Raw genomic sequence first — 18,226 nt, forward strand, 5'->3', positions numbered from 1 at the left:
CGGCGGCACGGCCGGGGCCGGTGCGCTCGTCCAGCGCGAGCAGCGAGAGCACACCCGCTACGGGGCTGCCGTCCGCGACGGCCCGCAGCCGGCCGGCCAGCGCGGTCCGGTCCTCGCCGGCCGGAACGGGGACCGTGTGGACCTCCGCGCCGTGCCCGCTCACCGCCGCGGTGACGGAGGCGGTGTACGCGTTCTCGACTTCTTCGGGCACCACCACGAGCCAGCGGCCCGACAGAGTGGCGCCGGCCGGGTCCTCCCCGGCGTCGGGCCGGGCCGTCCAGGTGACGCGGTAGCGCCAGTCGTCCGGCTCCCCGCGCTCGGGAGTGGTGCGGCGCGTGGTGTCGAGCCAGTACCTGCCGCGTTCGAAGGGGTACGTGGGCAGGTCCACCCGGCGGGCGCCGGTTCCCGCGTACGCCGCGGCCCAGTCCACGGACGCACCGTGGGCATACGCCTCGGCCAGCGAGGCGAGGAAGCGCTCGGCGCCGCCGTCCCCGCGCCGCAGGGTGCCGATCACCGCGGCGCGGCGGTCCGGGTCGCTGTCGAGCGACTCGGAGATCCCCTGGGCGAGTACCGGGTGCGGGCTGATCTCGATGAAAAGCGCGGGCCCACGGGTCAGCACGTCCTCGACGACCGGACCGAACCGAACGGTGCCGCGCAGGTTCTGATACCAGTACTCGGCGTCCAGTTCACTGCCGTCGAGCACGCTCCCGGTGACCGTCGAGTGGAAAGGCACCGCGGCCCGGCGGGGTGTGATGCCGGTCAGCGCGGTGACGACCTCGTCGCGGATCTCCTCGACGTGCGGGGAATGGGAGGCGTAGTCGACCGGCACGCGCCGGGCGCGGATCCCGTCGTCCTCGCACGCGGCGATCAGTTCTGCCAGGGCCTGCGCGTCGCCGGAGACGACGACCGAGCCGGGGCCGTTGACCGCGGCGACCGCCAGCCGGTCGTCCCACCGCGCGAGCCGCCGCCGGGCCTCGTCCTCCGGCACGGCGACCGACACCATGCCGCCGCGGCCCGACAGCGCGCGCAGCGCCTGGCTGCGCAGGGCGACGACGCGCGCAGCGTCGTCGAGGGTCAGGGCCCCGGCGACGCACGCCGCCGCGATCTCGCCCTGGGAATGTCCAACGACGGCCGACGGCTCGACGCCCCGCGAGCGCCACAGGGCCGCCAGCGACACCATGACGGCGAACAGCGCGGGCTGCACGATGTCCACCCGCTCCAGCCCGGGCGCCCCGGGCTCGGCGAGAACCTCGGACAGAGACCAGTCGACGTACGGCGCCAACGCGTCCTCGCAGGCCCGCAGCCGGTCGGCGAAGACGGGCGAGACCGCGGCGAGTTCGAGCGCCATGCCCACCCACTGGGAACCCTGGCCGGGGAAGACGAAGACCGTCCTGGCACCGGGCGGAGCGGTGCCCCGGACGACGCCGGGCAGGGGCAGTCCGTCACCGGGCTCGGCTTCGGCGAGCGCGCGCAGCGCGTCCGCACCGCCGAGGAGGACCGCCCGGTGCTCGAAGCCTGTCCGCGAGGTCGCCAGCGAGTAGCCGACGTCCACCGGGCTCAGGCCCTCGCCGGGCGCTGCCGCGAGATGTTCGGCCAGTTGGGCGGCCTGCCGGCGCAGCGCGTCGGCGCCGCGTGCCGACAGGATCCAGGGCCGCGCCGCGATGTGCGGCAGCGGCGTCCCGGCGGGCGAGGGCTCGTCGGTAGGGGCCTCTTCGAGGACGACGTGGGCGTTGGTGCCGCTGATGCCGAACGAGGAGACGCCCGCCCGGCGCGGCCGGTGGGCGGCCGGCCACGGGGTCGGTTCGGTGAGGACCCGTACGGCGCCCGCCGCCCAGTCCACCCGGGACGACGGCGTCCCCACGTGCAGGGTCCTGGGCAGCACGCCGTGCCGCATCGCCAGCACCATCTTCATGATCCCGGCGATCCCCGCAGCGGCCTGGGTGTGGCCGATGTTCGACTTGAGCGATCCCAGCCACAACGGCTCGGCCCGGTCCTGCCCGTAGGCGGCCAGCACCGCCCCGGCCTCGATCGGGTCGCCGAGCTTCGTACCGGTGCCGTGCGCCTCCACCACGTCCACGTCGGCCGCGGTCAGCCGCGCGCTCGCCAGGGCGTCCCGGATGACGTTCTCCTGCGACGGGCCGTGCGGTGCGCTCAGTCCGTTCGAGGCGCCGTCCTGGTTGACCGCGGAGCCGCGCAGCAGGGCGAGTACGGGGTGGCCGTTGCGCCGTGCGTCGGAGAGCCGCTCCAGCAGCAGGACCCCGACGCCTTCGCTCCAGCCGGTGCCGTCCGCGTCGTCGCTGAAGGAGCGGCAGCGGCCGTCGCGGGCGAGCCCTCCCTGCCGGCTGAATTCCATGAACATGCCGGGTCCCGACATCACCGTGGCACCGGCGGCCAGCGCCAGGGAGCACTCGCCGGAACGCAGCGACCTGGCCGCCATGTGCAGGGCCACCAGCGAGGAGGAGCAGGCCGTGTCGACGGTGACGGCCGGTCCGTTCAGGCCGAAGGTGTACGAGATCCGGCCCGAGGCGACGCTGGCGTAACCGCCGACCAGGCCGTACCCCTCGGCCTCGACCGGGAGCTCGTGCAGCCGGGGCAGGTAGTCCTGGCCCATCGTGCCGACGAACACGCCGGTGCGGCTGCCGCGCAGCGCGCCGGGGACGATCCCGGCGCCCTCGAACGCCTCCCAGCTCGTCTCCAGCAACAGCCGCTGCTGGGGGTCCATCGCCAGCGCCTCGCGCGGCGAGATACCGAAGAAGTCGGCGTCGAACTCGCCGGCCCCGGCCAGGAAGCCGCCGAACCCGGTGTGCGAGGTGCTGTCCGCACCCCGGGCGAGCAGCGCGTCGAGGTCCCATCCCCGGTCCTCCGGCAGTGGCCCGATGGCGTCGGTGCCGGATTCCACGAGCCGCCAGAGGTCGCCGGGCGAACGTACTCCCCCTGGCAGCCGGCAGCTCATGGCGACGATCGCCACCGGGTCGTCCAGGGGTTCCGCGACGTGTCGTACGGCGGCGGCCCCTTCAGCCGGCGACTCGGGCTCGGTGCCGGGCCCGGTCCCCTCGCCGGCGACCAGGGCGCGGTGCAGGAACTCCGCGACGGCGTCGACGGTGGGGTGGTTGTAGATCAGAGCGGCGGGCATCTTCACGCCGGTCGCGGCGCTCAGCCTGCTGCGCAGTTCCATGGCCGAGACCGAGTCGAAGCCGAGTTCCCTGAAGGCCAGCCGGGCGTCGATGTCGCCCGCGCCGCCGTGTCCGAGGACGGTCGCGGCGTGCGTGCCGACCAGGTCGGTGAGCTCGGGGAGACTCGTGCCGACGGCGGCCGGGACGGCCGCGGCGGCCTCGGTGAACCGGTCGAACCAGTACGACCGGCGCTGGAACGGGTAGGTCGGCAGGTCCACGCGGGTGGCGCCGGTGAACAGCGCGGTCCAGTCCACCTCGACGCCCCGCACGAACAGTTCGGCCGCTGAGCGCGTCATCCGGTCCCAGCCGCCGTCGCCCCTGCGCAGCGTGCCTGAGGCGACAACCTGTCCGGCGGTCTCCTCAACCGCCATGGTCAGCACGGGGTGGGCACTGACCTCGACGAAAACGTCGAAGCCCTCGGCGACCAAGCCCCTCACGGCGCCCTCGAACCGCACCGGTCTGCGGAGATTCCGGTACCAGTAACCCGCGTCCAGGGCTGAGCCGTCCACCCAGTCGACGTCGACGGTGGAGTACAGCGGCACGGTGCCGTCGGCCGGCGAGACCTCACGCAGCGCGTGCAGGACCTGGTCCTGGATCTCCTCCACCTGCACGGAGTGGGAGGCGTACTCGATGGGCACCCGGCGGGTACGGATGTCGAGCGCCTCCAGCCGGGCCAAGGCCTGCGGATCTCCGGCGACGACCACCGACGAGGGGCCGTTGACCGCGGCGATCGACAGGTCCGGGCCCAGAAGGTCCTGGATCTCCTCGGCCGACAGCGCCACCGAGGTCAGCCCGCCACGTCCGGCCAGCGTGCGCAGCGCGAGGCCGCGCAGGGCGACGACCCGGGCGCCGTCCTCCAGCGACAGGGCCCCGGCCACCACGGCCGCGGCCACCTCGCCCTGCGAGTGCCCGAGGACCGCGTCGGGCAACACGCCCAGGGACCGCCACACCTCGGCGAGGGAGACCATGACCGCCCACAGGGCCGGCTGAACGATCTCGGTGCGCTCCAGCGCCACCGCGTCGCCGAGCACGTCGGTGAGCCGCCAGTCCACGAACGCGGACAGGGCCTGTTCGCACTCGGCCATCCGGGCGGCGAACACCGGTGAGGAGTCGAGGAGTTCGCGGGCCATGCCGACCCACTGCGCCCCCTGGCCAGGGAAGACGAACACGGTTTTACCAACCGGGGCCGCCGTGCCGGTGACCGCGCCGTCGGCCGTGCCGCCCGCCGCGATGACCGGCAGCGCGTCGGCGTTCAGGGCGACGGCCCGGTGGTCGAAGAGGGTCCGGGACGACAGCAGGGACCAGCCGATGTCCGCCGAGGCCGACTCGGGGTGGCCGGCGGTCCAGTCGTGGAGCTGCCCGGCCTGCGCGCGCAGCGCCGCGGGGGTCCGCCCGGACAGCACGAGGGGCGGGGCGCCTGGGCCTGCGGGGCGCCTGGGGGACTCTTCGACACCTGTGGCGTCGGGTTCGTACGCGCCGACCACCACGTGGCAGTTGCTGCCGCCCATGCCGAACGAGCTGACGCCGGCGAGCCGCTGGCCCTCGGGCCAGGGGCCTCGCTCGGTCTGGACCCGCAGGTTGAGTTCGTCGAGCGGGATCCCGGGCGGGGGTGCCTGGAAGTTGAGACTGGCGGGGAGTTCGCCGTGCCGCACGGACAGCACGGTCTTCAGCAGGCCGACGATCCCGGCGGCGCTCTCCAGGTGGCCCACGTTGGTCTTGGCCGAGCCGACGAGCAGCGGCGAACCGGCGGGCCGGGAGGCGCCGATGGACGCTCCCAGGGCTGCCGCCTCGACGGGGTCCCCCACCTTCGTTCCGGTGCCGTGGAGTTCGACGTAGGCGATGTCGGCGGAGCTGACGCCGGCGGCCCGCTGAGCGAGCGTCACGACCTCGCGCTGGGCGCGGGCGTCGGGCACGGTGAGGTCGCTGCCGCCGCCGTCGTGGTTGACCGCGCTACCGAGGAGGACACCGTGGACGGTGTCCCCGTCTGCGAGTGCTCGCTCCAGCGTCTTGAGCATGACCAGGCCGCCGCCCTCGCCGCGTACGTAGCCGTTGGCCCGCGCGTCGAAGGTGTGGCAGCGGCCGTCCGGGGAGAGGGCTCCGACGCCGGCGGCGACCAGTGCGCTGTCGAGAGCCAGGTTCAGGTTGACGCCGCCGGCGAGCGCGGCGGTCGACTCGCCGCCGCGGAGGCTCTGGCAGGCCAGGTGCACGGCGACCAGCGACGACGACTGGCCCGTGTCGACGAGTTGGCTCGGCCCGTGGACGCCGAGGGTGTGGGAGAGCCGGTTGGGGATGATGGCCCGCTGCGCGCCGACCGAGGTGTGGTGGGTGATCTCGGTGGGAGCCGCCTGTCTGCGCAGCGTGGCGTAGTCGTCCCAGCCCGCGCCGACGAAGACGCCCGTGCGGGTCCCGGCGAGTGAGGCGGGCGTCGCGCCCGCGTGCTCGACGGCCTCCCAGCCCAGTTCCAGGATCAGCCGCTGCTGGGGGTCCATGGCGGCGGCCTCGCGGGGCGAGACGCCGAAGAACGCGGCGTCGAACGCGTCGGGGTGCTCGATGAAGCCGCCCCACCGCGCGCTGGCGGCGTACGGGGTGCCCGCGGCGTCGAGTTGTTCGGCCGTCCAACGATCCACGGGCGCCTCGGAGATGGCGTCGCGCCCGTCGACCAGCATCTGCCAGAAGGCATCCGGGCCGGGCGCGGTCGGCAACCGGCAGGAGTAACCGATAACCGCGATGGCAGCCTGCGACGCGACCGTGGGGATCAACTCTGCTCCTCAACGTGCTGCGGGACCCGTGACACAGGTGTCACGGGGAAAAACGTCGGCCGAAGCGGCCCCGAGTGGGGCGCCGACCGGTCAACGGGCATGCCACGACCGGCCGTCAGCAGTCCTCCCGGCTTCCCGCCGAACACTTCGTCCTCAATTTTCGGGGGCGCGCATATCGCCCGTGTATCGCGATGATCACGCCGGGCGGCCGCCGCCCCCGGACGGGTACGTCCTGAAGGACCCGCCGCGCGGCGTTCGCACGAGGCAGAGCGTGCGACGACCGGCAGGGACGGAAGGAGAGGGCGGCGCGGTCCCGAAGGGCCCGCCGCCCCGCCCTCCGGCTCTCCCGAATGTCCGTCCGGAGGGATTCGGACCCGTTCAGAGGGGCATCGGGGCCTTCCGCTCGTCCAGTTCGACGGCGTCCAGCTTCACCGTGTCCGGGAGAGCACGCCGTTGTGGCACCAGGTGAAGACGCTGGACACCCTCGGCCTCCGCCTCGCCCAGCGCGGCCCGGCAGTCGCAGGCGCGGTCGTCGAAGCCGGCGAACCGGTAGGCGATCTCCATCATGCGGTTGCGGTCGGTGGCCCTGAAGTCGGCCAGCAGGTGCACGCCGGCCTGAGCCGCCTGGTCCGTAAGCCAGTTGAGGATGGCCGCCCCGGCGCCGAAGGACACCACACGGCACGAGGTGGCCAGCAGCTTCAGGTGCCACGCCTCAGGCTTCCGGTGCAGCAGTACCAGGCCCACCGCGCCGTGCGGCCCGAACCGGTCGCCCATGGTGATCACCAGCACCTCGTGCTCGGGATCGGCCATCAGCCGAAGGAGCGCGGTGTCGTCGTAGTGCACTCCGGTGGCGTTCATCTGACTGGTGCGCAGGGTCAGTTCCTCGACCCGGGTGAGCTCTTCCCCGGTGGCCCTGTTGATCGTCATCCACAGTTCGAGCGAGCGCAGGAACTCCTCGTCCGGACCCTTGTGCTCCTCGCGCTCGGCGTCCCGCCGGAAGCCTGCCTGGTACATCTCACGGCGCCGCCGGGAGTCGACCGTGCTGACCGCCGGGCTGAACTCGGGGAGCTCCAGCAGAGTGCCGAGCTGGTGGGGCTCGTAGCAGCGGACCTCGGGCAGGTGGAAGACCACCTCGGCGCGCTCGGCCGGCGAGTCGTCGATGAACGCGATCGCGCCGTGGGCGAAGTTGAGCCGGTCGGCGATCGCCCGCACGGAGTCGGACTTGGGCCCCCATCCGATATGCGGCAGGACGAAGTACTCGGCCAGGCCGAGCTGCTCCAGCCGCTCCCACGCGGGTCCGTGGTCGTTCTTGCTGGACACCGCCTGGAGGATGCCGCGCCGGTCGAGTTCGGCGACCACGCGTCGGACCTCCTCGGCGAGCAGTACCTCGCCGTCCTCCAGGAGGGTGCCCTGCCACAGGGTGTTGTCCAGGTCCCAGACGAGGCATTTCACCATCGTCGGCTGCTCGGTCATGCGCGGTCTCCTCTACGAGTGCGACAGCACGTGCTCGGCCAGCAGCACCTGGCACAACTCGTTACTGCCCTCGATGATCTCCATCAACTTGGCGTCCCGGTAGGCGCGGGCGACCGGATGACTGTTGTCCGCGCCGGCCGAGGCCAGGACCTGGACCGCGGATGCGGCCCCCTTGGCCGCCTGCACAGCGCTGACGTGCTTGGCCAGGACAGTGGCCGTGACCACGTCCGGCTCGCCGTCGTCCCAGCGCCTGCTGGCGTGTTCGCAGGCCCGGGTGGCGATCTGCTCGGAGACCAGCAGTTCGGCGAGGTGCCGGCCCACCAACTGGTGCTCCCCCAGCGGCTTCCCGAACTGGCTGCGGGAGCGCGCGTGCGCGCCGGCCTCCGACAGACAGCCCCGGAGGATGCCGACGCAGCCCCAGCCCACCGACATCCGGCCGTAGGCCAGGACCACGGTCACCAGGAGCGACAGCGGCATGCTGACACCGCCCAGCATCTGGCCGGCGGGTACTCGGACCGACTCCAGCCGGATGTTGGCGTGTCCGGCGGCCCGGCAGCCCAGCGGGTCGGGGATCCGCTCGACGGTCACCCCAGGGGCGTCGGCGGGCACCACGACTGCCGCGCCACCCTCGCCCCAGCGGCCGAAGATCACCAGGTGGTCGGCATAGTGGGCGGCGGTGATCCACACCTTGGAGCCGTCGATGACCACGTCGTCGCCGTCGGGACGGATCACCGTACTCATCGCGGAGACGTCGCTGCCCGCTTCGGCCTCGCTGAAGCCGACCGCGGCCAGTTCGCCGTTCACCAGCGGTGCCAGCAGCCGGGCCCGCTGTTCGGCGTCGCCCAGCCGCTGGATCGCCCAGGCGGCCATGCCCTGCGAGGTCATCACGCTGCGCAGCGAGCTGCACAGACTGCCGACGTGAGCGGTGAACTCACCGTTCGCGGCGCTGCTCAGCCCCAGCCCGCCGTGCTCCTGGGCGACCATGGCGCAGAGCCGGCCGTCGGCGGACATCTTCCGCAGCAGCTCGACGGGGATGAGCCCGGTGCGGTCCCAGTGGTCCGCCTGGTCACCGACGAGCTCGGTGACCTCGGCGGCGATCCCGTCATTCACCGGCCGTCCCGCGCAGCCGAGTGACGAGCTCGACCATGGAGGTGACGGTACGGAAGTTCTCCAGGCGCATGTCCGGTCCGCTGATGGAGATCTCGAAGGTCTTCTCCAGGAAGACCACGAGCTCCATGGCGAACAGTGAGGAGAGCCCTCCCGCTCTGAAGATGTCGGCGCCGAGGTCCCAGCTTGTCTTCGTCTTGGCCTCCACGAAAGCCAGGATGGACGCCTCGACGTCCGTAGGCCGGTCGGTGGGGACGCTCATCGCGTGCTCTCCTCGTACTCGTAGAAACCACGTCCGGACTTCCGTCCGTGGTGGCCGTCGGCGACTTTCGCCAAAAGCAGGTCACAGGGGCGGCACCCCTCGTCGCCGGTGCGCTTGAGCAGCACCCACAGGGAGTCGACGAGGTTGTCGATACCGATCAGGTCCGCGGTTCGCAGCGGACCGGTCGGGTGACCCAGGCAGCCCTGCATCAGGGCGTCGATGTCCTCGACGGACGCCGTGCCCTCCTGCGCCACCCGGGCCGCGTCGTTGATCATCGGGTGCAGCAGCCGGCTCGTCACGAAGCCGGGCGCGTCCCGGACCACGACCGGCTTGCGGCCGACCTCACCGAGCAGCCCGCGCACGGCGTCCAGGGTGGCACGGCCGGTGCGCACACCCTGGATCACCTCGGTGGTGCCGATCAGGGCCGGCGGGTTCATGAAGTGGGTACCGATCAGGTCTTCCGGGCGGTCGACGGCGTCGGCCAGCTCGTCGATCGGGATCGAGGAGGTGTTGGAGACCAGCGGGGTCCCGGGCGCCACCAGCGCGGACACCTCGGCCAGGGTCTTGTTCTTGAGGGCGGCGTCCTCGGTGATCGCCTCGATCACCAGCCGGGCGCCGCGCACCGCGGACAGGTCGCTGTACGGGGTCACCTCACCCTGCGGACGGTCGGGGGGCAGCGCGCCCATCATCTGGGCCATGCGCAGTTCCTGCCGGATACGGCCGGGAGCCTGGGCCAGTTTGTCCGGGTCGGTGTCCACCAGCCGGACCCGCAGGCCGTGCCCGGCCAGCAGCGTGGTGATGCCCACGCCCATCACCCCGGCGCCGAGAACCGCAATCGGCTCGGTCGTCATCGTTGTCGTTCCTGCTTCCTGTCTCGTCACGAGAGAACCAGTATCCGAACCTCGCGTAGCGCCTCGATATCGCTGTCGTCCCGGTCACCGCCCAGAGCCGGGCAGAGTGTTCACGGATGTCGCGGCGCGTCGTCGGCTCGTACGCCGATGGCGGCGCGGACGGTCAAACGGGGCGCTTACGGGCAAGGGTGATGCCGTCGGCCATGGGGAGCAGCGAGATGTCCACCCGCTCGTCCTTGTACAGAAACGCGTTGAATTCGCGGATCGCCACCGTGTCGGCGTCCTGTGCCGTGGGATCGACGACCCGCCCGAAGAAGAGTGTGTTGTCGACGACGACAAGTCCGCCGGGCCGCAGGATCTCCAGCGACTTCTCGTAGTAGCGAAGGTAGTTGGTCTTGTCCGCGTCGATGAACACCAAGTCGAAGTGGTCCGGCCCGTGTTCCTCCCGCAGCCCGGCGAGTGAGTCCGACGCGTCGCCGATCCTGAGGTCGATCACGTCCTCGACCTCGGCCCTGCGCCAGTAGTCGGCACCGATCGCGGGCCACCGTTCGGTGATGTCCAGGGTGGTCAGGCGCCCGCCGGGGGGCAGCGCGGACGCCATGCACAGGGTGCTGTAGCCGGTGAAGGTGCCGATCTCCAGGACGTTGACGGCGCCGGTGAGTCGGACGAGCAGCGCGAGTAGCTGCCCCTCCTCGGCGGACACCTGGAGCGCGGAGCCGGCGGGCAGTTCGGCGGTGAACGTACGGAGGTCCGTCAGCACGGACGCCTCCCGCAGCGACACCTCGCGGACGTAGCGGTGCAAGGTGTCGGAGACCGCCATCTGTTCAGCCATCGAGTGTTCCCATCAGCATGTGTCGCGTGCGAAGACGGCAGAGGTCACCGGAGGACCCGTAACCCGCCGGCCCTCCGCGGACAAGGCCGCTGCGGGCGCGCGAAAACCCCGCGCACCGCAGCATCGAACACGCGGATAGCGGATCCATATCGCGGCTCGTGCCCCCTGCGCCCGCATCGGGCACGCCCCCCGGCAGCCGGGCCCTTCGGGTCGGGCTCCGTCGAGAAGGCATCGCGTGGTGTACGCGGGCATCGGCCGGCGGCGGCGCCCGGTCGCCGCCACACGGCCGGTCCGTGCCCGCGGGTGCCCGTCCTCGTTACGTGCGCCTGACGGCCCACCAGGTGGTCCTTCACCTCCTGGAACGCCCTGGCATACGAACCGGCGGCGGGGGCGGGGCGGCGGGGACGCAATCAGCGGAGACGGGGGCCCACGTCACGTCCCGCATCGGCACGGTCCTGGACGCGTAACGGTGCCGGCACCGGAACTGACCACTGTTATGAAGTCATGGAGCATCTTGGCGGATACGGGTGCCTGAACCCGTTGTTGACACTGCACTCACCAGGCGGCCGAAGGGCGACAGGCGCCGGTAACGCAGGTGTCCGCATCTCTCGGGAGAAGGCTCTGACGAGTTCGTCGACGACGTACTTGCCGGGGCCGGGCGAATTCAGCAGCCCCATACCCACGAGCTCGTCCAGGATCAGCTCCGTGTCTTCCAGCGGGCAGTCGAGTTCGGCTGCGAGTCTGGCGGTATGGATCCGGGGTGTGGACTCGCTGGCCACCACGCGCAGCACCGTGTCCATGGCGGGCGCGTCACAGGAGTAATGCCTCCGGGCCGTCGCGTAACTCGCCTTCAGCGCGTCCCTCACGGAGCGTTCGCCATCCTGCAGCTCGTTCAGAAGCCGTCCCTCACTGCTCAGCCGCATTGCCATGTCAGTGAGTGACCAGCCGTCCCGATCCATCAAACGCGCCGCCGCGATACGCAGGGCCAACGGGAGCCCGGCGCAGACGGAAGTGATCCGCCGCGCGGCGTCCGGCTCGGCGTCAACCCGTTCCCTCCCCAGGAGGGTGCCGAGCATGTCGAGGGACGTCTCCTGATCGAGTCTCTTCAACCGTATTATCCGTGCCGAGTCCAGGCCTGCGAACCGGCCCCGGCCGACCACAATGGCTCTGCTGGCACCACTTCCTGGCAGTAGATGACGTACCTGAGTCGTATCGGTCACGCCATCGAGCACGACAAGCACCTTGCGATCGGCTAGCAATGTGCGGTAGAGACCAATCCGCCGGGCCTGGTCGTCGGGAACCTCGTCGCCTGGCGTGCCGAGGTCCATGAGGAAGCGGGTGAGTATGTCGGGCGCGCTACTCAGTGATCTTCCTTGGGACGTGGACTCGGGCGCCTCATCCAGATCCGCGTGGAGCTGGCCGTCCGGGAAGGCGGCTCGCATCGCATGCGCGGCGGACAGGCTCAGCGCGCTTTTACCGATGCCGGAGGTTCCGGTAAGCAGCACTGTCACGGATGTGTGCGGGATCTTCTGGCTGGGGTCAAGCAGTTGTGTGAGCAGGGCTTTCTCCTGCTGCCTGCCGACGAAGTCCGCGGGCGCGGAGGGCAGTTGAGCGGGAATGATGCCGCCGGCCGGCTGCTTCGCCGTCCGCTGCCGCACGGAGTTCGAGATGCGAGGCGCCTCGGCCACCATAATTTTCTGGCGCATCTGCTGTATCTCCGGTCCCGGCTCGGATCCCAGTTCGAGAAGCAGATGTGACCGGGTGTCGCGGAACAGCCGCAGCGCCTCGGCGCGGTGACCTGAACGGTGGAGCGCGAGCATGAGCCGGGCCACCATCGGCTCGTGTGTCGAGTCATCTCTCACGATGCGCCAAAGCTCGGGAATCACAGCGTCGTACCGGCCGATCTCGATATCAACATCGAGACGTGACAGGAGCGTTTGCATGTGCAGCTTGCGCCAGTAGTGGAGCTCTTCGTCCTGTAGCAGCATGGATGGGATGTCGACCAAGGGCGCTTCCCAGAAGGACAGCGCACTGCTCAGTTCGCGTCTGGCGCCTTCGAGATCGCCTCTTTCGAGCAGGGAATTTGCCGTCTCGCGGTGCTTCACGAAACGATGGAGGTCACTCTCCATCTCGCCAACTTTTATCAGATAGCCGGGCGCGCAGGTCTGAATTCGCTCTCCTGCTGTTTTTCCGAGTGTCTGACGCAGTCGCATGACGTAGGTTCTTATGGTGGGTGAGGCAGTGGGCGGCGGCTGGCCGTCCCACACAAATTCTGCCAAGCGATCGATTGAGACCACTTTGTTGGCACTGGCCAGGAGGGCTGCCAGAAGGGTGCGTTGGCGCCCTGCTGTGATCGTTACCGCGCGCTGACCGACGTTCACCTTTAGCGGGCCGAGCAGCGAGAAGAATACTTCAGGCGCCATGATTACCTTCGATAGAGCCGACTCTGATTTTTTCCCCGTTTTATGAGAGAGGCGGCTTACGAGAGGTCTTTAATGCGGGTATCGTAAGAAAATCTTGCCGCTTATTATTGAACATGAATGCGTGATGCTGGCATGATCGCGTTGGCTGGTCAGGGTCAGGACGGTGCCCATGAGGCAATCGTGGAGAGGTCGGCGGCGACAGGTCGCCGATGGTCCGTTTCACCAGGGACCGGGCACTTCCCGCGAGTTGAGGTCGGTGCGTACGAGGGGAAGTGGAATACGGTCAGCCAGTCCCGGCTCGCGGCGATGAAGTCCTTCGTCTTCGGCATGAGACGGGTACGCGGATGTCCCGGGCCACGACGACGGGGCCTTTGAGCCGGCTGTGTGTCCGCACGATCAGGTCGCGGTAGCCCTGCCAGGTGAACCCCCCTGGTTCGCCCCAGCCGATCCGGCCACCCATGACCAAGACAACCACGCTCCAACTCACGTTCCAGCTCCGGGATGTGGACTGCGGAAAGCCTCGGACGCCCTGGCCGATCCTTCGACCGGACACCCTCCTCACCCCGCTCCCTCCACAACCGGCACCAACGCTCCACCGGCCACTCACTCACCCACAACTCGACCGCGATCTCCCTGCTCTTCTCGCCGCGCCCGAAGCACCCGACTGCCTACAACCGGAGCCGCTCCCCCGCGGCTCCGACGTCGGCCGAACCGCCACCCTGTGTGTATCCCACACCACACAGCCATCGGCCCGACATGGCCGCCGTCAGACGATCGGGCCGACATCACCCAATCAAGTCCAGCAGCGGTTCCGCAAGGCGGCGCGCCACACCGAGCCACCCGCAACCAGGGGGATTGCGACAGGGCCCAAGGGCACTTTGGGAACTCTGATTTGATCACGGCTGACTGCTCCGTAGTGAGTCTGATACTGGCAATAAATCGCCCGTTCCTGACAGGCAGCCATATCCACGCCCTCTCAAACGGTTGCGCCTTCGAGCGTCAGGACGTCGGGGCGAGGGAGGAATGCTGTTCCGACGAGGCGGCAGACATTCCTCCAGCGCTCCCGCGTCCCGCTGGACCAGGCACCGATCGACCACGCTACCGGCCCCGAATGGGCCGCGCGACAGCAGGAGTTCGGCGCCGCCGGCCCGGATCCGGATGAACTGGAGCAAGGTGTGTCATCGACGCGGCCGGCGCGTCGAAGTTCGACTCCAGGAGTACATCGCCGCACTCCGGGCACGAAACCGTCCCGGCACGGTCCCTTCACTGCGCATCGGGCACGGCGCAGCGGTCGTGCCGTGAGAAGCCGACGACGGTCTTGCGTGTTTCAACCAATGCGGCGCCCTGTTCCGCTCGGCTGCCCCATCAGCACAAACCCGAGGTAGCCTGGATCAATGGGGTATTGGCGCGCCAAATGGGACCGCCTTATCAGCCGCCGATGGGGCCGCAGGTTGGTGGCGGTACCGCTTGCGGTGGTCGCGCTGATCAGCCTGGTGGATCTCATGTTGCCGAGCGCCATCCACCTGGGCCCCTTGCTGTCGCTCGGCCCGCCCTCTCCGCGGCATTCGCCGGACCACGTGTGACCGCCCTCGTCGGCGTGGTGGCCGTGGGCGCCCGGGAGCTCGTCGACGGACTCAGCGGCGGTCTGAGCATGACGAACCGCCTGACACAGTTGATCACCCTGGGAACACTTTCCGCCCTGATGGTCGCCACCAGCTACGTACGGGAACGGCGTCTCTTGGCCCCGTACACGCAGCCGTCGAGCAATGGGGCAACCCCCTTGCCGGGCCCGGACACTTGCCCCAACCGGCCCGCGGCAGGGCGGCCACTCGGACCCACACCGGCGTCCCGCTGGGGTCGGAGCAGGTATTCCGGGGTTTCCGGCGGGCACCCCTGGTCCCGGTATGTCTCGGCCCACGTGTGCAGCCGTTCCCGGTAACCGGAAAGCCTGTTTTGGGCCGAGCACGGTGAGAGCTGTCGTCTGCAGTTCTTCGTGGCCCAGGACGTAGACCTCGCGGACATCTGCTTCCGACCCGGTCGCTGACGGCCCGTGGCTCACGCGAGTGGTGAAGGTGACTGTCCGTCCGGTGACTGCCCGCAGATGCTCCGTGGAGCGGGCCTCCCCGCTGCCGGTGACGGCCGTCGCCGACTGCTGCCGCCATCCGCGTGGCTTCATCGGGGCTCCGTTCATCTCACATGGGTGCGTTCCCCGACCAGACGGCCCCATGGCTCCAAGATCCACTTCCTGGGCCGGGTCCGTCGCTTATATGAAACTCCGATCAGGTGAGACGGATGCCGCTGGTGGCGTCCCCGCCGCCGGTAGCGTCCGCCGGGCCGGTGCGTTCCACCTCAACCGTTCCCTGGTCGCCTCCCGTCCCGCCGGTGGCCGGAGCAGTGAGTCCGGAGACGGTGAACGCGACTCCCGGACTCCGCGACGCATGACTCCTCCCGCTCGGGCTACCCGCCCCCGACAGGTTTGCGAAATCGCTGCGCGCCTGCCGAAGTTGCGGGACGATGTCCAGCTACGGAGGCGACCACGGGGGGTGTCATGGCCTCGCTTGTCGGTACCGGGTGTCTCGTCGTCGATGTGGCGATCACCGCCTATCCGCCATGGCCCGCAGGGCCGTTGCCGGTAAGCACAGTGCTGGGGCCGGCGGACGCGCCCACCAGGATCGCAGCCGATCGGGCCACGCGGCTCGGCTATTTCGAGCATCGTGTCGCGGACGCGCTGTACGGAACGGACGTGCGGCCCACGCGTCGGCACCAACTGGTCTCCGCCCAGGTGCGTGCGACATCCGTCTTCGCCGTCGAGTTGCTGCGAGTCCCCTCCGAGTTCGGATCCGGGGCCGCCATCGCGGTGCTCCACCTTCGATTCGGCGCCGACCCCCTCGCCGAACTTGCCGGGCTGACGGACCTGTCGCCGTCCGAGCACGGTCGGTCCAATCGCAACCGGATCGAAGCCCTGTTGCCGGACGGTGTCCGAGTGGCGGACCGGACGCGGCGTTGCTGGACCCTGGCTCACCTGACCCGCACCGACGGCGATTGGCCGGAGGTCATGCCGATCGAATACGCCGGTTGGGGCGCCCGCGACCAGTGGCTGTGGTTGCTCGCCTCGGCGACTCCGGTGTCGCGTTTTCCTCCCGATCCGGAGGGACATGAGGTCGCCTTCCGGGGCCGCGTCCGGTTCTCCGCCGACTGGCAGGCCCTGGTCCTGCGCGATGGTGCCGCCTTCCTCGGCACGACCGCCGATCCGGAGGACGACACGGCGTTCCATCAGATCGCGCGCACCCATGTGCACAGCGTCTACCTGGACGCGTTCCTGCTCGGCAGACTTCAGGTGAGGGCACTCAACGACCTGGCAGAGCGGGTGGCGGCAGTACGCACCAATCGACTGAACCCCCCGGCACTCGCGTCGTTGGAGCGCCGGTTGATCGACATCCGAGGGGTGCTGGGCACCGATCACGTCACCGTACGCGGAATGGGAAACGAACTGCTCGCCGCGTACCGGGACCAGCATCGGCTGCCTGACCTGCGTACGCGCCTGGTCGAGGATCTGGCCGACTGCACGCGCTTCGTCGAGGCGTCGACCGCACGCGCCGTCAACGCGGCGCTCGGCATCCTCACTGTGCTCGGCGTGCCGTTCGCGCTGGCGTACGGCGGTGCCGCGGCGGCGGTCGACGGGAGCCCGACGGCGTTCTTGTGGTCCACCGGGATCGCGGTGCTGCTGGCCGCGGCCATCGTCGTGCTGCTGCCCCCAGTCCGAGGCATGCTCCGGGTACTGGTCGGCCGCGCACGCGACCCTTCGGAAACGGACCCCCCATAACCGCCGCCGGGCCGCCACCCTCTGGTCGAAATCGCAGTTCCCGACGCCGCCACGCCGTCATGGTCCCGCCGCCGTGAGTAGGAAGGAGCCATCCATGCTCGTCGGACTGCACCGCGACGGAGCGTTACGCCAACGCGTCCGCAAGGGCTACATCGTCGCCGGTGAGAACCCGGGCGAAATCCTGCGGCCGCTGCTCGGACACACGCTGACAGCGGAGCGGCAGGCGCCCGTCGTCCGCGGTGACGCCCGGTCAGCCGGGCCGGTCTGGCTCGACTCCGGCCCTGTCTCGCTGTGCGAGCCCGAGGCCAGGGCCCGCATCGCTCATTCCCTCGCGAACGCGACCGCCGCCCTCGCCGGCGCCGTGCGGCACCGCGGCGGTGTCCTGCTGCCCGCCGCGTACTCGCCGGGCGGCCTGCCCGTGTCGGCGTGGTTGGCGAGCGACGAGCACGACGTCGAGGTGCACAGCGGCGTCCAGCGCGAACTGTGCACGAACCTGTTCCGGCAGCATTCGCCGGCACTGATCGCGATGACCGGACGATGCACCTACGGACCGCACACCGGCACCGGTCAGGGATCGCGTCGACTGGCCGATGCCACCGACCAGCTCACCACTCGATACATCCACTCCTTCGCCCCGTCGCACCTGGAGCGGGTCAAGGAGGCATTGAGCCGTGACGAAGGAGTGGCCCGGCTCGAACTCATGGACGTCAACCCGCTGGGACGAACCGACGACGGCTTCGACGCGGTGACGTTGCGGTTGTTCGACGCCCAGATCCTGGTGTCCGACACGATGGTCCACGCGCTGCTCGCCCAGGCCCTGGCCATGCGGGCCCGGCGGTTCGAACGGGACGGGCGACGGATCCCGGCGCTGCCGCAGCAAATCCTGGACCGAAATCGTTCCCGGGCGATCGCCCACGGCCTCTCCGCCTCATTCGAAACCGAAGCCGTCGTGACGAAGGCGCATCGTCGCGGCGGTAGTGGGCCCCGGACCTCGGCCGACAGGTCGGGGCCGACCCGAGCTTCGGCTCCGGCCCGGGCGAAGGCGTACCGCGTCTGCCTGGATCTGTTGACCGACCTGGTGCCCGAGTTCCAGGCGATGGACGTCCGGTTCGGGGAGATCGCACCGCTCCTGACCGGCCTCAGCCTCCAGGACACCCATCCGCTGGTTGCCAGTAACGAGAACGATCTGGCGGCGTTCTGGCGGCGCACCACGCCCGGGGAGATCTCCGACCGGCAGGTCGCCGATCGGCTCACCGATCCCGCATGGCTTCTCGCCGACCACGTGGGCGCCCAGGGCCGCAACCTGGCACCGGGGTCCGCCTCGGTCGTGGCGCTGACCTGGGACCGGCTGCTGTCCTGGGAAACGCCGGCCACGTCCCCGAGGACCGATCGTCCGACGCCTGATCGCGAGCAGCGCGACAGGCGCGGAACCGAGCACCCCTCCCGCCGCCCCACGACCGGCGACCGAGGCGACCGAGGCGACCGAGGCGACCGAGGCGACCGAGGCGACCGAGGCGACCGAG

The 18,226-nt window shown here is 70.3% G+C and carries 10 protein-coding genes; 3 read left to right on the forward strand and 7 right to left on the reverse strand.

The window, feature by feature from the left end:
* The 7 genes from QR77_RS44835 to QR77_RS03380 form a co-directional block, all read right to left on the reverse strand.
* Positions 1-5,932: type I polyketide synthase (locus tag QR77_RS44835; protein WP_236710524.1), on the reverse strand; the 5,932-nt coding region annotated here is incomplete at its 3' end.
* Positions 5,933-6,310: 378 nt separating this feature from the next.
* A complete protein-coding gene (locus tag QR77_RS03355) occupies positions 6,311-7,405 on the reverse strand; it encodes an HAD-IIIC family phosphatase (RefSeq protein WP_040019569.1) in 1,095 nt (364 codons plus the stop codon).
* A 12-nt stretch (positions 7,406-7,417) separates the two neighbouring features.
* Positions 7,418-8,515 (reverse strand): acyl-CoA dehydrogenase family protein, encoded by a 1,098-nt coding sequence (locus tag QR77_RS03360; RefSeq protein ID WP_040019570.1) that lies wholly within the window; start codon positions 8,513-8,515, stop codon positions 7,418-7,420.
* Positions 8,508-8,774: an acyl carrier protein gene (locus QR77_RS03365; RefSeq protein ID WP_040019571.1), complete on the reverse strand. Its 267-nt coding sequence runs from the start codon at positions 8,772-8,774 to the stop codon at positions 8,508-8,510. The genes QR77_RS03360 and QR77_RS03365 overlap by 8 nt, the downstream gene beginning before the upstream one ends.
* Entirely contained in the window at positions 8,771-9,625 is an 855-nt protein-coding gene (locus QR77_RS03370; RefSeq protein ID WP_040019573.1) for a 3-hydroxyacyl-CoA dehydrogenase family protein, read from the reverse strand. Before QR77_RS03370 ends, QR77_RS03365 begins: the two co-directional genes overlap by 4 nt.
* 163 nt (positions 9,626-9,788) lie before the next feature.
* The gene (locus tag QR77_RS03375) at positions 9,789-10,457 is read right to left on the reverse strand and encodes a class I SAM-dependent methyltransferase (protein ID WP_040019574.1); all 669 of its coding nucleotides are present in this window, start codon (positions 10,455-10,457) and stop codon (positions 9,789-9,791) included.
* Positions 10,458-10,951: 494 nt separating this feature from the next.
* Positions 10,952-12,880: a BTAD domain-containing putative transcriptional regulator gene (locus tag QR77_RS03380; RefSeq protein WP_078876463.1), complete on the reverse strand. Its 1,929-nt coding sequence runs from the start codon at positions 12,878-12,880 to the stop codon at positions 10,952-10,954.
* 1,394 nt (positions 12,881-14,274) lie between these two features.
* Between QR77_RS03380 and QR77_RS46480 the strand changes: the two genes are divergently transcribed.
* The 3 genes from QR77_RS46480 to QR77_RS47715 form a co-directional block, all read left to right on the forward strand.
* Complete coding sequence (locus QR77_RS46480) at positions 14,275-14,463, forward strand: hypothetical protein (RefSeq protein WP_040019576.1); 189 nt, start codon at positions 14,275-14,277, stop codon at positions 14,461-14,463.
* A 1,160-nt stretch (positions 14,464-15,623) separates the two neighbouring features.
* A complete protein-coding gene (locus tag QR77_RS03390) occupies positions 15,624-16,703 on the forward strand; it encodes a hypothetical protein (protein ID WP_160310878.1) in 1,080 nt (359 codons plus the stop codon).
* A 94-nt stretch (positions 16,704-16,797) separates the two neighbouring features.
* Positions 16,798-18,226 (forward strand): hypothetical protein (locus QR77_RS47715; protein WP_201778790.1); only part of this gene is annotated, 1,429 nt, incomplete at its 3' end.

Origin of the sequence: Streptomyces sp. 150FB (genome assembly GCF_000818195.1) — a bacterium.
Taxonomy (GTDB): Bacteria; Actinomycetota; Actinomycetes; order Streptomycetales; family Streptomycetaceae; genus Streptomyces.